We start from the raw sequence: 20,872 nt of genomic DNA, 5'->3' as shown, positions 1-20,872 counted from the left end.
TGCTAATGGCAAGACCGGTTTTTTGATGTCAATAAGAAGGACGATTGACAGAAAGGAGACTCATTTGTGATACAAGATCATGAAAGGAAGCAACAGATTGTTGTTCATGAAAAAGAAGATACTGATACTCATTCATCAGGTTGTCCAGTTCTTGACTATATTTAATTGTCGTCTCGCCTGTATAGCCTTCTACTTGAGCAGCTTCTACCATTTGTCTTCTCTTTTCATCAATTGACATTAGTAGCTGTTCTTTCCGTACATAAATATTCATGATCTCAGCTCCCGCTATGAATTCGTCTGTCTACGCTCTAAATGATCCGACACCAAAATTATACTTTATTTGTAAATTAAATTAAATATGCTTATTTTATTTAATTTTTTACAGCCTAAAGACCTTTTACCCAATGAATTCTGGGGGTAAACTTCAAAATTGGACAGGACTGACACATTGATTAAACAGAATTTTATCCTATGCAGAAGACCAAAATCAACTATTTTCTCTCTCATTTTATGTCTATTTTCCTAAAAAAAAGCTGATCTTCCGCCTCATGCGAAATGATCAGCTCCCACTATTAAACCGTTTCTTCTTCGTAAATTGGCACCCAGCCCTCAGTTGTGACAAATATGCGAACTGCGACGACTTGACGATCTTCTTGAAGTGTAAAGTAGTGACGAATATTCGGGGGCACAGAAATTAAATCACCTGGATTCAGTCTCACATCAAAAAAGACGCCGTCTTTGCCTTGAATGGCAAAAATTCCATGACCGCTCACGATAAATCTGACTTCATCATCCGTATGATGATGCTCACGTTTAAAGTTTTGAAGCAGTTCATCCAGATTAGGAGTCGCATTTGATAATGAAATCACATCCTGCGCTTTGTATCCTCTTCGCTCGGAAATACTCTTTATTTCCTCTTGAAACACAGTTAAAATTTCTTCCTTTTCATCATCTGTTAAATCGTACTTTTCTGATAACTGTTTTGGTAGTTTTTCAATATCCCAATGTTCATAAATGACCCCTTGCTGTTCTAAATACGCCTGAACCTCTTGTTCGTTCTCAAGTAACGTGTTCTCTTCATTATGAATGTAAATGGTCGCCATGTGTGTTTCCTCCTTTTTATTTAACAAGCTGCTTTTGATAAAGCGCTACTTTCAAATGATAGGTAAATAAAAATTCATAAGCCTCTAAGACTCGTTTGGCTTCAAATGCGCTTTTCCCCCAAACGGTGATGCCATGATTACGAATGAGTACAGCACCAGCATCGTCCGTCAGGTGCACTGCAAATTGCTCTGCAAGGTGCGGAATATGAGCTGGGTTTTCAATAATAGGAACAGCAACTTCTGCATCCTCTTCCCAATAACCAAGCGCTTTAATGATTTCATTACCTTTAAAACGAATTTCTCCTTTATCGCCATACAGCTCAGAAATGACATTGTTATCGATCGTGTGGACGTGAAGACAACATCCTGCTTTCGTCCGCTCATAAACGTATGTGTGAAGCAGTGTTTCAGCTGATGGCCTGAGCGGCTGATTCGGATGAACCGGCTGACCTGCTGCATCAACAAGAACAAAATCTTCATCGGTTTCTTTTCGTTTATCTTTGCCGCTTGCCGTCACCAAAAACGTGATGGGATCATCCGACACTTTTATCGATAAATTGCCGCTCGTTCCGTAAAACCAGTCTCTTTGTGCCAATTCACGTTTGACGTCTGCTAGTTCCTTCCAGCGTTTACTCTTCTCGTCTGCCATTCCTTCACTTCCTTTATTTGATCAAATTGCGCTTTTAGATCAACAAATGTTTCATACTCTTGATGTACGAGCCCTAGCTCTTTACATTCGTTCAGTAAATAATCACGCGCAAACGTGAGATCCGCATGTTTCGCTGCCTCAATATCAGTCACTGAATCACCAATCATGATAATAAAGTCATCTTCCTGCGTCAGTTCTCGAATAATGGAAGGCTTGCAGCAGCCACAGCCATTTTGGCATTCTGAATCACAGGCATGCGGCCATTCAATTTGAATATGGTCTTCTTTAAATGATGCATAGTTACAATAAATATTCTCTTGTTCGACAATCCCTTCAAGGATAGGATAGACAAAAAAGTCCATACCGCCGCTGAGTACATAGAAAGGAATGTCTGCTTTTTTGACATCATCGACAAACTGTTCAAATCCCTCACGAATCTCTGTATCCTCTAAAATAAATGACCGAATGGCTTCTTTCTGATCACTCGTCAGTAACTGAAACATCTGCCCGACGCCTTCTTGGATCGTGATCTCTTTTGCTAGAACACCATCCTTCCATTTCGTCCATTCTTTTGGAGCAAACTGCTTCATGATGCGAATGATATTATCATTTTTCGTAATCGTACCATCAAAATCACAACATACAATTGGTTTTTTCATTTATTCTGCTACCCTTCCCCAAAGATCAAGTGCTGCTTGTAAGTCTTGACAAGTTGATGCTTTTTCTTCGATAGACTCTTTTTTGACCACCGCATCAATGATCGAACGAAAGGCTTTCCCTCCTCCAATTGCTCCCCGCGGATGTCCGTGAATTCCCCCGCCTGCATTAATGACATGATCAAGTCCAAAATCTTTGATTAAGATCGGCACCATTCCCGGGTGAATGCCTGCTGAAGGGACAGGAAATGTTTGTTGAACTGTATCCTCTTTCACACATGCTTCGAAAATGCCAATGGCATCTTTTTTCGGAAGGGCGACTGATCCATAAGGAGAGGGAAAAAGACTTAAATCAGCGCCAGCATATCGATTTAATTTGCCTAAAAGAAGAGAATGCGAGAATCCATAGTCTGGAGAGGATGTCATTGCACCGCTCACTGCCGGATGTGCCATGATCGGCAATCGGATCTCTGGATCTTCAGCCAAGCTTTGCATGACATCAAGTCCATAGGCAAAAACATTGAATAAAAGCGCATCAGCCCCGAGTTCGGCTGCCTTTCTTGCTCGATCCTTCAAATCAAAAGTTTTCCCAGTTAAATTAACAGCATAAAGCGTGCGATGTCCTGTCTCTTCATATGTTTCTTTTAATATCTTTTTTCCTTCCTTGATTCGATCTTCAAAAGGCGCTAATGGGCTTTCAAATAAAATCTCATCATCTTTGATGAAGTCTACTCCACCTAAAGCCTGTAAGCGGAGCTGTTCTTTTAAATCCTCCATATCACGGCCGATCACGCCTTTAAAAATACTCATCAATAGCGGCCGATCAAACACGCCTACTTTCTTTCGTATCCCCTCAATGCCAAATACCGGTCCTGGAAGACAGCGTTTAAACCTTTCCGAAAATTCGATATCGACGAGCTTTACTTTCCCATCCAGTGAAAGCTTTCCAAAAATCGTCGTCAACACCGCTGGTATATCAGCTGAAAAGTTCGCCTCAGGATAAGCAATGGTCACCTCTGATTGATACAGACCACCAATTGCGGGGGACTGTTCTTTTACGCTCACCACACGGCCTTTATGTTTTTTCAGCTGCTCCTTTTTGAGCTGCGGCAAGTCCGTCCATGACCCGACCGTTAACCCAAGTGCGATCTGCTCTGCTTTTCGGTCTATTTGTTCATCCTCTCGATGTGTTAATACGTATGTTGCCAGTAGTTCACTCACTAGGAATCCCCTTTCGATTGCGTCCTGTATATGGTCAATAAAAAAACCTCTTTAAGTGCTTGATCAGCGCGTTAAAGAGGTTTCGTCTCATTCATCCGAATCTTATCTCTCAGCGCTTGCTGCAAGAATTAGCACCGTGCTTCATGGAAGTCGGTTGCCGGGCTTCATTGGGCTAGTCCCTCTGCCTACTCTTGATAAGAATATTCAATTTTCTTAAATATTGCCTGAATTATCGCACCATTTTTTTACGTTGTCAATGGCTTTTTTTCAAATAACTGCAAGGCAGCGATACGATCAGCGGCTTCCTTTAGCCGCTCCTCACTTGTTAAAAGACCGACTCTGACGTAGCCTTCACCGTGAGCACCAAAGCCATTCCCCGGTGCAACAACAACATGTGCTTTTTCTAATAATACATCAGAAAAAGTTTCAGATGTATACCCTTCAGGCACCTTTAACCAAGCAAAAAAAGAGCCCTTTGGCGCACTGACGTCCCAGCCAATCTCTTTGCATGCAGCAATCCAAGTGTTTCGTCTTTTTTCGTACCGATCATTTTGTACTTGGACGCACGTTTGATCGCTTAAAAGTGCTTCTGCTGCTGCATCTTGAGTTGCTTTAAACAGTGACACAAACAGGTGATCCTGATAAAGCTCAATGGCTTCGATAACAGAGGCATTCCCTGCTGCAAAACCGACTCTCCAGCCAGCCATATTATACGTTTTGGACAATGTATAGATTTCAATACCTGTCTCTTTTGCTCCGTCTATTTGCAGGAAACTGAGGGGCTTTTCGCCGTCAAATCCTATGCCACCATATGCAAAATCATGGACTACACACATCTTATTTTCACTCGCAAACGCAACAGTATCTTCAAAAAATGTCCGGGTTGCAGTCGCACCAGTCGGATTATTTGGGTAATTTAAGTACATCAATTTTGCTTGATTCTTATCTTCCTTAGACAGTTGGTGGTAGTCAGGTAAAAAATCATTTTGTTCAAGAAGAGGCATTGTGACCATGCGAGCTCCGGCAAGCACAGCGCCTGACCAGTAATCTGGATATCCTGGATCTGGAACAAGCAGCGTATCACCTGGATTCAGTAAACATTGAGGCAATTCGACTAGTCCCGCTTTCCCTCCAAATAAGATGGCAATCTCTGTTTTTGGGTCAAGCGTGACGCCATATTCTCTTTCATAAAAAGCAGCTGCAGCCTTCTTTAGTTTCGCTGTCCCGCGGAATGAGGAGTATTGATGATTTTCAGGTTTTGCTACCGCTTCCTGCATCGCTTTCACAATATGTGGAGGAGTGGGCTGATCAGGATTTCCTTGACCTAAATTAATCACATCTGCCCCTTCCTGCATTTTCTTCTGCACTTTTTGAACAAGCGACGCAAAAAATTGTTTCGGTAAATGTTTCAATACATCTGATTGCTGGAATTCCATTTTTTCACCTTCTATTCAAGTTACGTGACAATACAATCACTGTAATGGATTGTTTTATGAATTGTAAAGCAATTTTGAAAAAAGATTGACATGTGAACTGCAGCTCTGATAATATCTAGAATTAAGAAATGCAAGCAGACATGAAACAATTACATATTGATTTCTCTTATCGAGAGTTGGGCGAGGGATTTGGCCTTTTGACCCCAACAGCAACCGACCGTTAATACCACTGTGAAGTGGGGCGCAGCAAGAACAGCGCCAAGACAATTTATTGTCTTATAGGGCACGGTGCTAATTCCATCAGACGTATGTGCTGAGAGATAAGAGAGGCTTCGAGCATACACGCCATCAAGCCTCTTTCTCTCAGGAGAAAGAGGCTTTTTTATATGATTTGGAGGGGAAGCAATTGGTTACACTTACGGCATCATATGAAGAATTAACAGAGAGTTCGGCAGTTGCACTTGCCATTAGACTTGGCTTGATTCGAGAGAGCAGTCATTTGACATGTACTGAAATTGGCGACGGAAATTTAAATTACGTCTTTCATATTTATGATCACAAACAAGCAAAAGGACTGATTATCAAGCAGGCCCTTCCTTACGCAAAAGTCGTTGGAGAAAGCTGGCCGCTGACATTAGACCGCGCAAGAATTGAAAGTGCAGCACTCATCAAGCAATCAGAGTATGCACCACATCTCGTACCAGCCGTCTATTATTCGGATACAGCTCTTGCAGTGACGGCGATGGAGGATCTATCACACCTTGAAATCGTCAGAAAAGGGCTAATTGCCGGAAAACAATACTCGTATTTATCAGATCATGTCGGAGAATTTTTAGGCAAAACACTATTTTACACGTCTGACTTTGCCACAAATCCTAAAATCAAAAAGCAATTCGTAAAGCAGTTTACGAATCCTGATCTTTGTGACATTACAGAAAAACTCGTCTTCACAGATCCTTTCTTTGACAGCGAAACGAATAACTTCGAAGAGGAATTAAGAGAAGAGGCACAAGCACTATGGGCTGATCTTGAACTGCAAGCAAAAGCAGCCGAATTGAAACGGATCTTCTTAACCTCTGCTGAAACACTGGTACATGGAGATCTTCATACAGGCAGTATTTTTGCAAACGAAACGGAAACGAAAATCATTGATCCAGAGTTCGCTTTTTACGGTCCTTTCGGATTCGATATCGGTCACTTTATTGCCAATCTGTTCATCAATGCTTTATCTCATGAGAATGAGCAGGATCAGCAGCACCTTTTTGATCATGTCGTCAACGTGTGGGCAACATTCAAAGAAGTGTTCACAAAAGCATGGAAAGAAGACAGTATTGAAGCGTTTAGTGTATCGGACAGCTTTTTAGAAACAACGTTTGACCGTATTTTAAAAGAAGCCACCGGCTTTGCTGGCTGTGAGCTTGTTCGCCGAACCATCGGTCTTGCGCATGCGGCTGATCTCGATGCGATACCATCACATTCTAGAAGGCTTCAGCAGAAAAAAGCAGCACTTACACTAGGAAAAACATTCATCAAACAATATCAAGCAGTGGAAACAGCGTCTGACCTCGTCGCATTATTCCAGCAAACTGTAAAGGAGTGACGAGTTTTGTCTAAAGAATTTGAAGTTCCCCGTTCCGTCGAATGGGAAGAAAACCGTATCAACATTTTGAATCAGCAAAAATTACCTGCTGAAACCGTGTTTGAGCATTTATATACAAAAGAAGATGTGTATGATGCCATTGTGACGCTAAAAGTGCGCGGAGCACCTGCTATTGGCATTACAGCGGCTTTTGGGCTTGCACTTAGTGCACAAGAGATTGATACAGAAGACATTGATCTCTTTAAGCGAGAAGTCGCTCGCCTGAAAGAATATTTAAACAGTGCTCGTCCAACCGCTGTAAACCTTGCCTGGGCATTAGACCGGCTTTATCAGCGCATTGAGCGTGCTGCTTCGGTGAATGCAGCCAAAACTGATCTTGTCCATGAAGCCATTCAAATTCAAATCGAAGATGAAGAAACATGTCGGCAAATCGGTCAAAATGCTCTTCAGCTCTTTAAATCTGGTGATCGAATTATGACCATTTGTAACGCAGGCTCCATTGCCACAAGCCGGTACGGAACAGCGCTTGCACCCTTTTATTTAGCGAAAAAGAAAAACCTCGATCTTCACATTTACGCATGTGAAACTCGTCCTGTCCTTCAAGGCGCTCGTCTGACGACATGGGAATTGATGCAGGGCGGCGTAGATGTGACGCTTATCACGGATAATATGGCAGCCCATACGATGAAAGAAAAACAAATTTCTGCCGTGATTGTTGGTGCAGATCGAATCGCTAGAAACGGTGATACAGCAAATAAAATTGGAACGTTAAGTCTGGCTATTTTGGCTAAACACTTTCAAATTCCATTTTTTGTGGCAGCGCCTCTTTCGACCTTTGATGTGTCAACTCAGGATGGGTCAGATATTCCGATTGAAGAACGCGACCCGCAGGAAGTAAAGGAATTAAACGGCATCCAAATAGCGCCTCCTGACGTGCAGGTATTTAACCCTGCCTTTGATGTCACTCCTCACCATCTCATTTCCGGGATCATTACAGAAAAAGGCATTATCACTTCCAACTATACAGAAGAGATTGATGCACTATTTACTGAAAGCGTGTCACTTTAATCAAACAAAAGCGCGGGATTCTTATCATTTAAGAGCACCGCGCTTTTTTGTTTCGTTTGTTTTTGCTAATATTTCTTTTTTCTGTTCTTCTGTCAACACGTTCATTTTGACACATAGTGATGTGACGGCGTACATTTTATCTTTTTTGCCCCATAACATGTTAGCAGCCTCCTTTTTCCCTAGACCAACTTTTTTAGCTTAATAAAAGGATATGTCGCTCGCTAAACATTTGGAACAGGTCAATTCATTTATTTTTGAACAAATGGGATGCCTTCTAATTCTAACAGGATCGCTTTCATCCCTGTCTTCGTCCCTGCATAACCAGTCAGAGTCCTGTCTTTTCCAATGACCCGGTGACACGGGATAAAAATTGGCAATGCATTGCGTCTATTAGCTTGTCCAATGGCTCTGACAGCCTTTGGATTGCCGATCGCTTCTGCAATATCAGCATAGCTTTTTGATTCACCATACGGAATAGTAGAAAGTGCTTCCCACACTTGCTCTTGAAACGGAGAGCCTGCTTGCTTAAGCGGGAGATCGAACACTTTCCGATCGCCCTTAAAATATTCATCCAGCTGTTTTTTCGCTTCTTTTAATACAGGCGTGTCTTCTTGTTTAAAATGGTCTCTCTGTTCTTTGACCAAAAACGATTCATCATCAAACCTCACTTCAATGATGGCACCATCTTTCTCTAGTATGTATAATGCCCCGATTGGTGCGGTATAGACTGTATAATACACATTAAAGCTCCCCTTCTTGTTTCTGCTGCCGGAGTGGAAGCGTGAGATGGAACACTGTTCCGACCCCTTCTTCACTCTCTACTTCAATGGTTCCTTGATGCTCTTCAATAATTTTATAACTAACCATTAACCCAAGTCCAGTGCCTCTTTCTTTTGTTGTATAAAATGGTTCTCCGAGACGCTTTAGTTTATCCTCTGTCATGCCGCAGCCTTCATCACGAAGAGAAATCACAATGTGCTCCTCCCCCTTCCTTTGAATGCTCACGTAAACATTTCCTTTCTGAGGCATTACTTCAATCGCATTTTTTAAAATGTTAATAAAGACTTGCTTTAACTGATTTTGTTCACAGTAGATGAGCGGAATATCATCCAGCACATTTAAGTGCATTTGCACATTGCCAAGATTGGCTTGTGCGTGAAGAAGGTCCATCGTGTCTTTGACAATTTGCACGACATTTTTTTCTTCATAGATGATGGCCTGTGGTTTCGCTAAAATCAAAAATTCTGTAATGATGGATTCGATTCTTTTCAGCTCTGATGTGATGACATTAAAATAGAGCGAATACTCCCCTTCAATGTTTCCTTTGAGCAGCTGAATGAAGCCTTTTAAAGCCGTCATTGGATTTCTAATTTCATGGGCAATTCCAGCAGCAAGCTCTCCGACAACATGAAGCGTATCCGATTTTCTTACCCGCTCTTCTAATTCCTTGCGTTCAGTCACATCTCTAAAGATGGCCAAATTCATGTTATGAATAATATTTCGTTTAAAAGAAAACTCCAAAATACGTTGATCTGGATGGTTCAGCACAAATGGAACTTCATTGTCCATCTCGTCTAATGACATCGCCTGAGCTGGCTGCGCCAAATTTTCAATTTGATATGGCGCAAGGATATGAAAAAGGTTCATTTCCGTTAAGTGATCATCTTTAAGGCCAAGCAGTTCACTTGCGGATGGATTCACATCAATAATCCGGTATTGATTATCGAAAAGAACAATGCCATCCATAGAGCCATTAAATACTTTACGGAATTTGAGCTCACTTTCTCGCAGCTCCTCTTCCATTCGCTTTCTGTCACTGACATTCCGTAAAATGGTTAAGTGCTGTCCTTCTAATACCGCATGCTTAGAGGTGAACTCAAGCTCTTTGAATTGGCCATTCGCCATTCTAAAGAGGAGTTCTTCTCTGATTTCAAGATTCCTGATATACCGTCTTCTTGTCGGCCGGTATCTGCGATCAGATTTGACTAGAAAATCCATGAGTTTCTTGCCAATCAGCTGATGCATCGGTAATTCGAAAATTCGGCAGGCGGATTCATTTGCCCTAACAATTTCTCCATCATCCGCCCAAATGATGATGGCATCCATCGCATTTTCGAATATTTCTCTAAAACGTTCTTCACTTTTTAGCAGCTTTTCTTCCATTAATCTTTTTTCTGTAATATCACGCATGATGGACATGTAAAAACCACTCATCACATTGGATGTGATGGTCAGTTCGAATAATTTGTGTTGCCCAGATTGAAGGGTAACAGGAAGTTCCCCCTTTGCTTTCCCTGTTTCTTTCAATGAAGTTAAGAGCTGCTGGAGCGCTGGAAGGTTTTCTTCTTCAACAAATTCATTTAAGTAGCGGTCTGTTAAATCTGTTTTTTGAAGTTCAAAGCTCTGGCAAAAAGAGTGATTGGCGTCAATCATACAACCATCCTGATCAAAAATGACCATACCGTCAATCGCTCGATCAAATAAATCTTTAAACAGCTGCTCATTCATCGAGCGTTCTCGCTCTAATATTTTCTTTGAAGAAATATCACGCATGACGACAATATATTGTTGATTCACCACGTCGTGCTCTGCTGCAAATTCAATATATTTTGTCTCTCCATTTTCAAGTTGAATGGAGATCTCTCTTTTTAACGTTCCTTTTCGAAAAAAAATCTCAAGTGAGCAGTCAATTTTGTTTTTCGGGATGCCGTATAGGAAATCTAGAACGGATTTATTGAGGAGGTCTTCTTTCGGTGTTTGCACAAGCCTACATGTCGCTTCATTGGCTTGAATAATGTTGAGGTGCTGATCAAATATAAAAATGGCATCTAACGTCTTATTTAACAGCATTTTGTGCTGTATCAATTCATTTCGCAAATATTCGTTCTCTTTTTCTAATTTTCTGATATTTTTCGCACCATCGAGCGTTTCAGTCATTCTCTTACACTCCTTTTCCAGCCTCATTCCTCTACAATATTTCTACAAGATTTTCATTGTTCCTTCATTCGACTCATAAAAAAAGAGAACTTTTTACACGAGGCTTGCTTCATTTGTTTCATTTGGATGACACGATTGTATAACGATTCTCTTTTCTTACGCTTCTTTTACAACCGTTCTACAATTTCACATCAAATAGCGAAATGAGCCAATTTGTATTTTAAAATGGGGCAAATGAGGGAACAGTGCACTTAGAACGTTTATGTTCGAAATGAAGCAGGAAAGGTGATGTTATGACGTCAACGAGAGATAGTTATTTTGATAATGCAAAATTTCTTCTGATTTTTCTAGTTGTTTTTGGTCATTTGTTACGGTCATTCATACATGATAATGACTGGATACTCTACTTATATAAATTTATTTATACATTCCATATGCCCGCTTTTATATTGGTGTCTGGCTTCTTTGCCAAAGGTTTTAGAAAACCAGGTTTTATGAAAAAAGTCGCAGTTAAGCTAATCATCCCATATTTGATTTTTCAAGTCATCTATTCTGTGTATTATTATTTCTTACAGGATCAAAGCATCTCTAACTTAAATCCGATTGATCCGCAATGGTCTTTATGGTTTTTAATCAGTTTATTCTTTTGGAACTTACTACTCATTCCTTTTTCAAAACTGCCATTCCACTGGGCAATGATCGTTAGTTTATCGATGGCGTTACTTGTCGGTTACGTAGACAGCATTAGCGATACGCTCAGCCTATCTCGTACGTTTGTCTTTTTGCCGATGTTTTTAGCTGGCTTTTATTTAAAAAAGCAGCACTTTGAATTTATCCGAACAAGCAAAGGGAAACTGACTGCACTTCTTGTACTGATGGCCGTGTTCATGTTTTGCTATTTTTATGAATTCGATTATTCCTTTTTATTTGGGTCACAATCGTACGCTTCTCTTGGAGATGAAGGACTCATTGCAGCGATGAAACGAATGGCATGGTATTTACTTGCATTTGCTGCTACCTTTAGTTTCTTTGCATTAGTCCCTACACGCCGGTTCTTCTTTACCAAATGGGGCACAAGAACATTATATGTCTATTTACTTCATGGCTTTGTGATTAAGCTTTTAAGAACGACTTGGTTTGATGATTGGGCTCTAAATACGGCAAGTGTATTGATTCTATTGCTGCTTACGGTCCTCTTAACCTTTACCCTATCTAGTACATTTGTTAAAACTGTTGCACAACCAGTCATCGAGCTCAAAATGACCAGTCTGATGCGAACCATTACTGGCAGACAAAACAGTTATATTAAATAGAAAAAACGATCTCTCTGGATCGTTTTTTTTTCTATTTATTTTTTGTTTTTCTGTTCAGTATGACATTCATCGTTTTTTTTAGGATTCATTAAGGTATCAATCCATTTACTGCTGTTTATATCTCCCAGCTCGCTGCCAAATTCCTCTTCCAAGATATCGGGGTTCATCGGTTTTTTATGGTCTTTCATATCTTTACTTTTCACATGTTTTTTAGTCACGAGATGCTCCCCCCTGTTTACCTTGATGAGAATTTCGGTTCGCCTGGCGGTCTTCTGATTGCTCGTCAAATTGTGTTTGTCCTTGATCGTGTGCCATGCTTTCTGTAGGCGTCATATTATTTGTGAGTGCTTCATTTTTTGCTGTTTTTCTTTTCATTTGTCATCATTCCTTTTTAACATGTTTAGTTCTTCGCTCAATTGATCAAATAGCTCTTTCATTTGTTTGACTGTCACTGGTTTTTCCTCAGGCTTTAACTCATATCCAATTTGCCCATTCGCTTCTAGTGTTGCTTTTTTGAGACTGCTAATGTCTGTGATGCCCTGCTGCTTTAAGCGCATTTTGAATTGGTCCCTTGTCAGCCGCGTTTTTTTCAGCTTGTGATCAAGCATTTCTCCATCCTCTAAAATCACCACAGACTTCCCTGAAACCAATTTTTCAAAAAAATCAAATTGAATCGACAGCTTTTCCATAATCACAAGCGCCACAATAAAAATGGCGGCCGCATAAATGGTTTCAAGTAAATTATGCTCAATAAAGGGTTGGATAATAATCGATCCAATCGAAATCATGATGACTGTCTGTTGAACCGTTAATTGACTAATGGATTTAGGCCCTGCTATTCTCAGCAGCAAAGTACCAACGAGCAGCATTACAATTGCTTTCCATAACACATCCAGCACGTCTCTTTCACCTCTTACCTATAGATTGCGAACATCCTTTGTGATTTAGCCAGTTATATAATGGAAATAAAAAACCAGCATTCAGTAGGAATGCTGGTCTGATTGTTGATAAAGAGTTAAAATGATCTTTATTTTAGCTCTTCTTCTTTTCAGCGTGATAGAAAACCTTTGCAGTCTAGGAAAGTCGAGCACCGGAGCGGAGCGAATTTGACATTCGTGAGCACCGGAGCACAGATTTGACAACGAATGCGAGGGTTTGGTCTACACGCTGAAACCAGCATTCAGTAGGAATGCTGGTTAGCCGATGATCACACGCTCTTTCGGATAATGATAATTCGCTTCACTTTCCCGGCGGCCAATTAAATACAAGAAGCTTGGAATTCCAATCCGTCCTATAAACATGACGACCATAATAATACACTTACCAAATACGGACAAGTCAGACGTAATTCCGAGCGACAGTCCTGTTGTTCCGAAGGCAGAACAAACTTCAAATAAAGTTTCAAGAAGTGTATGATGGTCTGATAAAGTTAACAGAAACGTAGCACCAAACACTAAAATAAAGGCCATCATCGTCACCATGAGGGATTTATTAATGTCCGCTTGATGAAGCTCTCTTTTAAAGATTTTAATGGACTTATTTCCTCTCGCAAAATGAAACAAAGCAAGTAAATTAAGGGCAAACGTGGTTGTCCGAATTCCGCCCCCTACCGAGCTTGGAGATGCCCCGATAAACATCAGCAAACATAAAAATAACAGTGTCGGCTCTGTCAATTGCGTAATATCTAATGTCGAAAGCCCGCCACTTCTAGTAGCTGTTGATTGAAACAAAGAATAAAACAAGATTTCATGCCAGCTCTTCCCTAGAAAAGTAAACCGAGCTTCAAGTGCATAAATCCCAATTGCCCCAACGACAACAAGGAGGCCAAACGTGATCGTGGTAATTTTCGTAAACAATGAAAACGATGCATGTTTTCGGTCTTGATTGAATAAATAATCCTTTACTTCGACAAGTACCGGAAAACCAATAGCGCCAAAAATGATGAGCAGCATCGTGATAAATTGGACGAAATAGTCATCTTTATAAGGAATTAACGAATTCCCAGTAATATCAAATCCTCCATTGGTTGTGGCACTGATACTAGAGAAAAATCCGTGTAGAAAAGCACCTTGCACATCGTAATACTTTAGAAAATACATACTTAAAATCAGACCGCCTACAAACTCAATCAGTAAGATTAAATATAAGACCTGCTTCATGAGTTTTACAATTCCTGATAAGTTGCTCTGGTTTTGGTCTGCCATAATTAATTTTCTTTCTTTAATGCCGATCCTTTTTCGCATAACCAGCCAGACGAATGTACCAAGGGTCATAATGCCGATACCACCGATTTGCAAAACAAATGCAAGGATCCACATCCCGGTCACACTAAATGTTTGTGACGTATCGACAACAGTCAGACCCGTGACACTGACAGCACTCACAGCTGTAAATAGCGCATCAATAAATGTCCATTTGACTTCTTCTTGGTGAGCCACTGGCAGACTGAGTAGAATGAACGACACGGTCACAGCAAGAAAATAATAAAGGGCAATCAGCTGAAAAGCCGACAGCCGGTCGATTAGTTTTTTCATTGGATTCATGGTTATTCCTTCTTTTATCTTTCTTTTCGAATACTATATCATTTTAATGAAAAGAAAGAAGATTTTAAAGGTATTTTGTGCTTTATTTACTTTTTCATCAAAAAGAAAAAGACATCCTTAGGCAGAATGTCTTTTGATCTTTCTTATTTTGCTTCGAGTCTTCTAATTCTTTCGTTTAAATCAGGGTGTGTTGAGAAAAGAGAAGCTTTTCTTTTACCACTGATTTTCAGTGTAGCAACAGCTGTTTGATCATCATCTTTAATTCTTGATGTATACGCCTCTAGTGAACGGAGCGCATGAATCATTTTATCTTTTCCTGCAAGGTCCGCACCGCCGCGGTCTGCATGGAATTCGCGATGTCTAGAGTAAGCAAATACGACAAGGCTTCCTAAGATAGAGAAAATAATTTGGAAGACGATCACAGCGATAAAGTGAACAATCGGCACAAGCTCTTCACGTGGAACGAAACGGCTTGCGATCCATGCCGCAATTCTTGAAAGGAAGACAACAAACGTGTTGACGATTCCTTGAAGTAACGTCATTGTAACCATGTCACCGTTCGCTACGTGAGCGACTTCGTGAGCGATAACCCCTTCAACTGCTGCATCATCCATTTCATGAAGCAATCCAGTTGATACGGCAACAAGCGATCTTCTTTTAGAAGGACCTGTCGCAAATGCATTTACTTCAGATGATTGGTAAATACCGACCTCAGGCATTTTAGAAAGGCCTGCTGCTCTTGATAGTCTGTGAACGCGGTCAACAAGCTGCTGCTCATCATATGTTAATGAATCCTTTTCTGGATTTAACACACGCACACCCATCATCATTTTTGCCATCCAGCGAGACATCGCTAGTGACATAAACGAGCCTACAAAACCAACAACTGCACTGAATACAAGAAGATAAAGGATATTAAGTCTTCCGTCTGCTCCTATATAAGAACCAACACCAGTTGCTGCACTAATAACCGATAGGACAATACCAATCGTAGTGATAACAAGAATGTTCGTTAATATAAACAGAAATATTCTTTTACCCATACATAACCTCCGCTGTCATATTAAGTTCATTTGAACTTATTAATAAAATTATAAAAATAAACGTCTCAAATTGCAAGGAAAAAGGAATCGTTTTCTATGTTTATCATACTGGCTAAAACCTCGTCATTTCAATGATTACGCTACTTGCATCCGCAAACAAGTGAACAAATTGTGACGCACCGGTCCTATTTTAGTTTATTTTGCATTTTCATTAAAAAGAGATTATGATGTTGAATTAGATCAATAATCACGTTTTTGACGTACAAAATGAGGTGGAACATGGTGACTTTTAAATTAACGAGAATTGACATGACGAGACTTCTGTATTCTCTAAAAGGCGAGGGAGATCTGACTCCGCTTCAGCTTTTGAATTTATCTGTAAAAAGCGATAAGGAACATGAATATGATGAATTAAGAATCCCTTCGTTTTTTGAAAAACTCGAACGGCGGAAGCAAAAATCAGAGCACGGGCTTTCAACGAACGAAATCGTTGAGCTTGGCAACTTGTGTGAACTGACTTCTCTTAAATCGACAGCCATTCAAAACTGGATCAAGCGCGATATTAAAGATATGATCGGCCATCCAGAGCTTGGCAAGAAGTACTCCATTGATCAAGTCGTTATTTTATTAATTGTCCGGGATTTAAAATCAGTATTTGATTTTGATTCTATTCGTACGATCTTATCTGCCTTATTTAATACGATCACAGATCGAACGGATGATATTATCAGCCCCATCCGTTTTTATGAAGCATATGCGCACGTCCTTGATTTTATTTATCACCATACACATTTTCCATTAAAGGAAACGAATTTACGAGAAATGACAGAAGAGCAGACGGACAAACTCCACGAAGAGTTTACAGAATTGACGAAGCCGCAATGGCATTTGATTAAAGGCATTATCAGTTCTACCGTTTTCTCCGTTTTCACTTCTCACTTGCAAAGCACAGCGCAAGAAATGATGTTGAATACGCTTCAGCTGAAAAAGGCTTAAAACTGAGCCCGAGGTGACCTTCATCACCTCGGCTTTTTTGTGCAGCAATTGCCAGCATAATTGCAGGCTGTTTTTTTCAAAATAAGAAGGCGCAACAAACATGAAGTGAAAGGAGGAATATGTGATGGCAAATCGAAATCAACTTCTTGTTCCTGGAGTAGAACAAGCTTTAGATCAATTTAAATACGAGATCGCTCAAGAATTTGGCGTGAATCTCGGTTCAGATACAGTCGCACGTTCAAACGGTTCTGTTGGCGGCGAGATGACAAAAAGACTCGTACAGCAGGCGCAATCTCAAATGGGCCATTCAACTAAATAAAGACATGGTGAAATACGCCGGATCTATTCTGGCGTTTTTTTACTGTTCATATGTAGGCTCATCCCGGTTTTCACGGTATGAGGGCGGTGTGTTTTTTCCTTTTTGTTTGACGCCATTTCTGTTACGTTCGCCGTACGGACGATTCTGACCACTGTCGTTTTTTTTTACATGCTTTTCAGTATCACCACGTGATGTGCCGTTTGGATGTTTTTTTTCATTTGGATCAGTCGAGTGATTTTTTTTTTGCTCTTTGTCTTTTTCAAAAGGGCGGTCCTTGTCTTCTTTTCCCTTTTTCTCTTTGTTGTCAAAATTAGGGCTTGTTTGGTGAGGCTTTTGAACAGCTCCTTGCTCTTCCCTCTCAACTTCCTTCTGCTCTTTGTCTTCGCCTTCAGGAGCCTCTTTATCAGGCTGCATCTCATCGCTACCGTCTGTCATGATGTCTTCTTTTTTGTCTTCGTCTTTTTGATCTTCATCAGCATTTTTCGGCTCTTCTTCTTTGACAGCCTCATCATCTGCTGGATCTTCATCTTCTTTTTTAACGTCCTCTTGTTCGTTGTCTTGCATTTCTTGATTTCTAATATAAGTTCCTGTTGAGATGCCTGCTTTTTGTGCCTTTTCTCTTGTTTCCAGGTCACCTTCCACAGTTTCTAGCTTATAATTGCGCTTTTGATATTCCCCCGAGATGGTGCTGATTTTACTTTTTACGTTTGTTTTGTATGTATGATCCTGCTTGTTTTCATAAACAGTTGAAATATAAATGCTTTTAGAGTGGTTCACGTATCCCTTTTTATCACAATCATCGATGATTTCCTGCACGACTTTGGTCATGTCGTTTTTTTCTAAATCTTTCATACTGGCCAGTACTTGCTTCGCATCTTTATTCAGCGGAGTGACACCGATCACTTGATAATTGTGATCGAGTTTCAGCTCAAAGCTTGGGTTAATGTCAATCGTCATATATGCATATGCTTTTTGACTTGAGAAAGATGGCATCATAGTGAAAATCACGACAATAATTGCTGCAATTGATAGAATTCCTGCATTTAACGGACGTAAACGAAGCAGGTCAAAAAAACCGGCTCTTTTTCTTTCGAGACGTGATTCATTCGGAAACGTCACTTCTTGACCGATTTCATAGTCTTGCTGTTCATACTTTGTCCGCAGAAATTGTCCATCAGGGGTCAGCAGTGTGACATATTTTTTGTTTTTCTCTACTATAATGCCTCTTCTCATGAATTAAGCACCCCTTTAAGGTAATCTTTCAAATACACATAATCACCTGTCATAATGATCGCCATCGCAATAATATATTTTCTATTTCTCTCAATCGTTTTGCGGCTGACTTCCACTAGCTTTTCCAGCTGTTTGACTGGCAATTGTTTTTTCTGAAATAAAATGGTTCTCAGTTCATCATGCTTCACGAGTGTATGGGCCACTTTAATGGCATTTTGTCTCGCATCCGCATGCTTTGGTGAATGCTCAAGCAGTTCTTGAAACGTAAGACCATATACTTTCAATCGTTCTTTAAAATGTTCAATCTCTTCTCTTCTATGTTCTTGTTCAATTAAACGCCTATATTCATTTGCAGAAAGCTCTGCTTCAATCATGCTTTGCGAGTACTCGCCATTCTCACTTTCTTGAAGGTCCATTTGAACCGTTGGCGCGTTTCTTGCTTCTTTTCGAATATAGTCGATTACTTTTCTTTTAATAATTAACTCCGCAAATGCAAGGAGTGAGTTGCCTTTTTCGGCAGAGTATTTTTCTATCGCTTCATTAAAGGCAATTAAGCCTACGCTAAATTCATCATCTTTTTCATCTATATATCGTTTACAAACGGATGAAACCGTCTTAGCGACAAATGGTTTGTATTGCTCGATTAATGCATTTTGCAGCTCGGTATCACCCTGTTGGATGTTGATTGCCGACTGCTCTAATGTTTGCTTTTTCTTTCCCTTTTTAAACAAAAGGCTAAGCAATGGTTTCACCTCAGTTCTCCCTATATTACTCATTTATGATAGCTAATTTATGAGGGAAGCGCAAAGGAAGAAATGAGGAATTCATTTCCTGTTACTCAATTGTGACATGTATTTCTTTATCTACTTTACAACGTTTCGTTTAAAAGCAAAGAAATAAGGGGGTATCCCCCCCTTTTTTGTAATATACGTGTTATGAAAATGAAATGATATTTCTTTCAAAAAACCTACTCTTCCAGCCGCATCTCTTGTTTTTCCTCGTTTTGCTGGCTGCCTTTTCTTGATGGACTTGATAAAAACCAGCCAAATGCTGCAATCGCGAGAAGGACCGTCCAGAAAATGATTTTCCATAATGTTGAATGAATGAAATGAGAGGACACGACCCCAATAGCTGGATGAGAAAGTGTATAGAGCGTCAGCTTCACGCCAACCCATCCGACAATGACAAAAGCTGCTGTTTCTAGGCTTGGTCTCGTTTTAAGCAGTTTCACAAATACAGTCGCCGCAAACCTCATGATCACTAGACCAATGATACCACCTAATAGAATGACAATAAATTGACCGCCATCAAGCCCGCCAATTTGTGGAAGGTTTGTTGCTGGCAGAGTCACAGCTAATGCAACAGCTGCTAAAATAGAATCTACTGCAAATGCAATGTCAGCAAGCTCAACTTTCACGACGGTTGCCCAAAAGCCGCTTTGTTTCATGTTTGTGTCTGCTTCCTTTTTCTTAAATACGTGCGATTTTAAAATATGGTGAATCGAAATATATAGAAGATAAATTGCGCCAATGGCTTGAACTTGCCACACATCTACTAAAAACGAAATAAGAAAAAGAGAACCAAATCGCATGACAAATGCTCCCGCAAGTCCGTAAAACAATGCCTTTTTTCTTTGTTTTTCAGGAAGGTGTTTGACCATCACAGCCATAACCAGCGCATTATCAGCTGCTAAAATCCCTTCTAATCCAATCAATACGAGAAGAACCCACCCGTACTCTAAAATAATTGCTGCATCCATCATCATTCCTCCTTATTTTTTATCTATTGTCCCACAACAGACAAAGGCTTATGAATGCAAAAAAGACCTTTGCCTGTAATGGCAAAGGTCTTGCTAGACATGTGATATGTAAATCATGCCAACAAAGCCGATGGAATGAGGTTCCATGTAATGACGACTTTGTTTCCGGTAAAAACCGGACGCTACTCCCCTTTGGTGGGATTAAGAATATTTAGATTACTTATATCATAATCAACAGACCCCTGATTGTCAACAGGTGACTTTTTATCTCCACCCATTGATTAAGCCGTTGGTGTTTCTGTTTTTCTTTTTCTTCGTTTCAGCCACACGTAGAGAACAAACAATAAGAGCATACCAATTCCAATCGGCAATACATATGGTTCTAAAATGGTTCCAACCTCTTGCCAGTTCTCCCCAAGGACAAATCCTAGATACACATATACAAATGTAATTGGCGTAATCGCCAAAAACGTATACAGGCAAAAAACCCACACATTCATCTTTGCAATCCCGCACGGAATGGAAATAAGGGTTCTGACCCCTGGAATAAATCGGCCGCTAAACGCAACAAATCCACCATGCTTTTCAAAAAAGGCATCCGATTTATCAAGTGACTCAGGTTTCACAAAGAAATATTTCCCATATTTATTTAAAAAGGGTCTCCCTCCATAACGTCCTAACCAGTACAAGGTCAAGGGGCCTGCCACACCACCAATAGAACCGGCAGCCACAACACCAATGAAGGCCATGTCCCCTTTTGAAACCCAGTAACCTGCAAGAGGCAACACCACTTCAGCAGGAACAAATTCAATGCATAATGCAAGAAAGATGCCGAAGTACGACAAATTCTTAAAGGCATCAGCTAATGAAATAATAAAATCTTCGATGTTTATCAATCCCTTTCACACATAATCAGTTTGACAGGCTATGCTTGCAAATCGTACCGTGCCACCTATTAAACGAATAAAAAAACAAAAATGATTCACTTTTCTTCGT

The 20,872-nt window shown here is 40.2% G+C and carries 23 protein-coding genes and 3 riboswitches; of the genes, 5 read left to right on the top strand and 18 right to left on the bottom strand.

The genetic code is table 11. From position 1 onward, the window contains the following. Positions 1 to 28: 28 nt before the first annotated feature. The 6 genes from ES896_RS11225 to ES896_RS11200 form a co-directional block, all read right to left on the bottom strand. Positions 29 to 271 carry an aspartyl-phosphate phosphatase Spo0E family protein gene (locus tag ES896_RS11225; RefSeq protein ID WP_008346101.1) on the bottom strand — a complete coding sequence of 81 codons (243 nt, stop codon included), beginning with the start codon at positions 269 to 271 and terminating at the stop codon, positions 29 to 31. Positions 272 to 572: 301 nt separating this feature from the next. Beyond that, positions 573 to 1,103 (bottom strand): 1,2-dihydroxy-3-keto-5-methylthiopentene dioxygenase, encoded by a 531-nt coding sequence (locus tag ES896_RS11220; protein ID WP_019743068.1) that lies wholly within the window; start codon positions 1,101 to 1,103, stop codon positions 573 to 575. A gap of 16 nt (positions 1,104 to 1,119) precedes the next feature. Then, positions 1,120 to 1,752 carry a methylthioribulose 1-phosphate dehydratase gene (locus ES896_RS11215; RefSeq protein WP_099496475.1) on the bottom strand — a complete coding sequence of 211 codons (633 nt, stop codon included), beginning with the start codon at positions 1,750 to 1,752 and terminating at the stop codon, positions 1,120 to 1,122. Next, positions 1,716 to 2,411, bottom strand: coding sequence for a 2-hydroxy-3-keto-5-methylthiopentenyl-1-phosphate phosphatase (locus tag ES896_RS11210; protein ID WP_135226812.1), 696 nt, complete (start codon positions 2,409 to 2,411; stop codon positions 1,716 to 1,718). Before ES896_RS11210 ends, ES896_RS11215 begins: the two co-directional genes overlap by 37 nt. After that, complete coding sequence (gene mtnW / locus ES896_RS11205) at positions 2,412 to 3,629, bottom strand: 2,3-diketo-5-methylthiopentyl-1-phosphate enolase (RefSeq protein ID WP_135226811.1); 1,218 nt, start codon at positions 3,627 to 3,629, stop codon at positions 2,412 to 2,414. A gap of 99 nt (positions 3,630 to 3,728) precedes the next feature. Continuing rightward, positions 3,729 to 3,830, bottom strand: a riboswitch (SAM riboswitch). A gap of 44 nt (positions 3,831 to 3,874) precedes the next feature. Next, positions 3,875 to 5,065, bottom strand: a complete 1,191-nt coding sequence (locus ES896_RS11200) for a pyridoxal phosphate-dependent aminotransferase (protein WP_135226810.1) — start codon at positions 5,063 to 5,065, stop codon at positions 3,875 to 3,877. Between the two features lie 166 nt (positions 5,066 to 5,231). Beyond that, positions 5,232 to 5,389: riboswitch (SAM riboswitch) on the top strand. An 82-nt stretch (positions 5,390 to 5,471) separates the two neighbouring features. On the opposite strand from ES896_RS11200, the gene mtnK reads away from it, so the two are divergent. After that, positions 5,472 to 6,665 (top strand): S-methyl-5-thioribose kinase, encoded by a 1,194-nt coding sequence (mtnK, locus tag ES896_RS11195; protein WP_135226809.1) that lies wholly within the window; start codon positions 5,472 to 5,474, stop codon positions 6,663 to 6,665. Between the two features lie 6 nt (positions 6,666 to 6,671). Continuing rightward, the gene (gene mtnA, locus ES896_RS11190; protein WP_017367119.1) at positions 6,672 to 7,733 is read left to right on the top strand and encodes an S-methyl-5-thioribose-1-phosphate isomerase; all 1,062 of its coding nucleotides are present in this window, start codon (positions 6,672 to 6,674) and stop codon (positions 7,731 to 7,733) included. A gap of 24 nt (positions 7,734 to 7,757) precedes the next feature. Here mtnA and ES896_RS20410 read toward each other — a convergent pair whose 3' ends face one another. The 3 genes from ES896_RS20410 to ES896_RS11180 form a co-directional block, all read right to left on the bottom strand. After that, positions 7,758 to 7,892 (bottom strand): hypothetical protein, encoded by a 135-nt coding sequence (locus ES896_RS20410; RefSeq protein WP_017359454.1) that lies wholly within the window; start codon positions 7,890 to 7,892, stop codon positions 7,758 to 7,760. An 89-nt stretch (positions 7,893 to 7,981) separates the two neighbouring features. Then, positions 7,982 to 8,473 carry a methylated-DNA--[protein]-cysteine S-methyltransferase gene (locus ES896_RS11185; RefSeq protein WP_017367118.1) on the bottom strand — a complete coding sequence of 164 codons (492 nt, stop codon included), beginning with the start codon at positions 8,471 to 8,473 and terminating at the stop codon, positions 7,982 to 7,984. Between the two features lies 1 nt (position 8,474). Further along, entirely contained in the window at positions 8,475 to 10,670 is a 2,196-nt protein-coding gene (locus ES896_RS11180) for a PAS domain-containing sensor histidine kinase (RefSeq protein WP_019743075.1), read from the bottom strand. 293 nt (positions 10,671 to 10,963) lie between these two features. Between ES896_RS11180 and ES896_RS11175 the strand changes: the two genes are divergently transcribed. Beyond that, positions 10,964 to 11,983, top strand: a complete 1,020-nt coding sequence (locus tag ES896_RS11175) for an acyltransferase family protein (RefSeq protein WP_007498757.1) — start codon at positions 10,964 to 10,966, stop codon at positions 11,981 to 11,983. A 35-nt stretch (positions 11,984 to 12,018) separates the two neighbouring features. Here ES896_RS11175 and ES896_RS11170 read toward each other — a convergent pair whose 3' ends face one another. The 5 genes from ES896_RS11170 to htpX all read right to left on the bottom strand — a co-directional run bounded on the left by ES896_RS11170 (position 12,019) and on the right by htpX (position 15,569). Further along, positions 12,019 to 12,201: a hypothetical protein gene (locus ES896_RS11170; RefSeq protein ID WP_050827210.1), complete on the bottom strand. Its 183-nt coding sequence runs from the start codon at positions 12,199 to 12,201 to the stop codon at positions 12,019 to 12,021. Beyond that, on the bottom strand, positions 12,194 to 12,358 hold the full coding sequence (locus ES896_RS20130) for a hypothetical protein (RefSeq protein ID WP_008346124.1): 165 nt from the start codon (positions 12,356 to 12,358) through the stop codon (positions 12,194 to 12,196). The genes ES896_RS11170 and ES896_RS20130 overlap by 8 nt, the downstream gene beginning before the upstream one ends. Then, positions 12,355 to 12,882 (bottom strand): DUF421 domain-containing protein, encoded by a 528-nt coding sequence (locus ES896_RS11165; RefSeq protein WP_017359458.1) that lies wholly within the window; start codon positions 12,880 to 12,882, stop codon positions 12,355 to 12,357. The genes ES896_RS20130 and ES896_RS11165 overlap by 4 nt, the downstream gene beginning before the upstream one ends. A gap of 297 nt (positions 12,883 to 13,179) precedes the next feature. After that, positions 13,180 to 14,526, bottom strand: a complete 1,347-nt coding sequence (locus tag ES896_RS11160) for a TrkH family potassium uptake protein (protein WP_135226808.1) — start codon at positions 14,524 to 14,526, stop codon at positions 13,180 to 13,182. Positions 14,527 to 14,669: 143 nt separating this feature from the next. Further along, positions 14,670 to 15,569: a protease HtpX gene (htpX, locus tag ES896_RS11155; protein WP_007498762.1), complete on the bottom strand. Its 900-nt coding sequence runs from the start codon at positions 15,567 to 15,569 to the stop codon at positions 14,670 to 14,672. A 279-nt stretch (positions 15,570 to 15,848) separates the two neighbouring features. On the opposite strand from htpX, the gene ES896_RS11150 reads away from it, so the two are divergent. Together ES896_RS11150 and ES896_RS11145 are read left to right on the top strand one after the other, a co-directional pair. Next, complete coding sequence (locus tag ES896_RS11150; protein ID WP_046343373.1) at positions 15,849 to 16,565, top strand: DUF1836 domain-containing protein; 717 nt, start codon at positions 15,849 to 15,851, stop codon at positions 16,563 to 16,565. A 124-nt stretch (positions 16,566 to 16,689) separates the two neighbouring features. Next, the gene (locus ES896_RS11145; protein WP_008346135.1) at positions 16,690 to 16,884 is read left to right on the top strand and encodes an alpha/beta-type small acid-soluble spore protein; all 195 of its coding nucleotides are present in this window, start codon (positions 16,690 to 16,692) and stop codon (positions 16,882 to 16,884) included. A gap of 39 nt (positions 16,885 to 16,923) precedes the next feature. Here the strand turns inward: ES896_RS11145 and ES896_RS11140 are convergent, their stop codons facing one another. The 4 genes from ES896_RS11140 to ES896_RS11125 all read right to left on the bottom strand — a co-directional run bounded on the left by ES896_RS11140 (position 16,924) and on the right by ES896_RS11125 (position 20,772). Then, complete coding sequence (locus ES896_RS11140; protein WP_135226807.1) at positions 16,924 to 18,117, bottom strand: anti-sigma factor domain-containing protein; 1,194 nt, start codon at positions 18,115 to 18,117, stop codon at positions 16,924 to 16,926. Further along, on the bottom strand, positions 18,114 to 18,869 hold the full coding sequence (sigI, locus tag ES896_RS11135) for an RNA polymerase sigma factor SigI (RefSeq protein ID WP_008346139.1): 756 nt from the start codon (positions 18,867 to 18,869) through the stop codon (positions 18,114 to 18,116). Before sigI ends, ES896_RS11140 begins: the two co-directional genes overlap by 4 nt. A 215-nt stretch (positions 18,870 to 19,084) precedes the next feature. Continuing rightward, entirely contained in the window at positions 19,085 to 19,876 is a 792-nt protein-coding gene (locus ES896_RS11130) for a TerC family protein (protein WP_057079630.1), read from the bottom strand. Between the two features lie 32 nt (positions 19,877 to 19,908). Next, a riboswitch (yybP-ykoY riboswitch) is annotated at positions 19,909 to 20,079 on the bottom strand. Positions 20,080 to 20,157: 78 nt separating this feature from the next. Further along, positions 20,158 to 20,772 (bottom strand): DedA family protein, encoded by a 615-nt coding sequence (locus ES896_RS11125; RefSeq protein ID WP_007498772.1) that lies wholly within the window; start codon positions 20,770 to 20,772, stop codon positions 20,158 to 20,160. Between the last annotated feature and the right edge of the window lie 100 nt (positions 20,773 to 20,872).

The organism is Bacillus sp. 005/A4HT-01/001 (genome assembly GCF_004634445.1).
GTDB classification, from domain to species: domain Bacteria; phylum Bacillota; class Bacilli; order Bacillales; family Bacillaceae; genus Bacillus; species Bacillus altitudinis.
This window is presented reverse-complemented; position numbering and strand designations above follow the sequence as displayed.

Coding starts and splice junctions, on each gene's coding strand:
- ES896_RS11220 (WP_019743068.1), bottom strand. CDS start 1,103: ATGGCGACCATTTACATTCATAATGAAGAGAACACGTTACTTGAGAAC.
- ES896_RS11180 (WP_019743075.1), bottom strand. CDS start 10,670: ATGACTGAAACGCTCGATGGTGCGAAAAATATCAGAAAATTAGAAAAA.
- ES896_RS11150 (WP_046343373.1), top strand. CDS start 15,849: ATGGTGACTTTTAAATTAACGAGAATTGACATGACGAGACTTCTGTAT.
- ES896_RS11215 (WP_099496475.1), bottom strand. CDS start 1,752: ATGGCAGACGAGAAGAGTAAACGCTGGAAGGAACTAGCAGACGTCAAA.
- ES896_RS11140 (WP_135226807.1), bottom strand. CDS start 18,117: ATGAGAAGAGGCATTATAGTAGAGAAAAACAAAAAATATGTCACACTG.
- ES896_RS20130 (WP_008346124.1), bottom strand. CDS start 12,358: ATGAAAAGAAAAACAGCAAAAAATGAAGCACTCACAAATAATATGACG.
- ES896_RS11175 (WP_007498757.1), top strand. CDS start 10,964: ATGACGTCAACGAGAGATAGTTATTTTGATAATGCAAAATTTCTTCTG.
- ES896_RS20410 (WP_017359454.1), bottom strand. CDS start 7,892: ATGTTATGGGGCAAAAAAGATAAAATGTACGCCGTCACATCACTATGT.
- ES896_RS11225 (WP_008346101.1), bottom strand. CDS start 271: ATGAATATTTATGTACGGAAAGAACAGCTACTAATGTCAATTGATGAA.
- ES896_RS11145 (WP_008346135.1), top strand. CDS start 16,690: ATGGCAAATCGAAATCAACTTCTTGTTCCTGGAGTAGAACAAGCTTTA.
- ES896_RS11200 (WP_135226810.1), bottom strand. CDS start 5,065: ATGGAATTCCAGCAATCAGATGTATTGAAACATTTACCGAAACAATTT.
- ES896_RS11210 (WP_135226812.1), bottom strand. CDS start 2,411: ATGAAAAAACCAATTGTATGTTGTGATTTTGATGGTACGATTACGAAA.
- ES896_RS11160 (WP_135226808.1), bottom strand. CDS start 14,526: ATGAATCCAATGAAAAAACTAATCGACCGGCTGTCGGCTTTTCAGCTG.
- ES896_RS11130 (WP_057079630.1), bottom strand. CDS start 19,876: ATGGATGCAGCAATTATTTTAGAGTACGGGTGGGTTCTTCTCGTATTG.
- htpX (WP_007498762.1), bottom strand. CDS start 15,569: ATGGGTAAAAGAATATTTCTGTTTATATTAACGAACATTCTTGTTATC.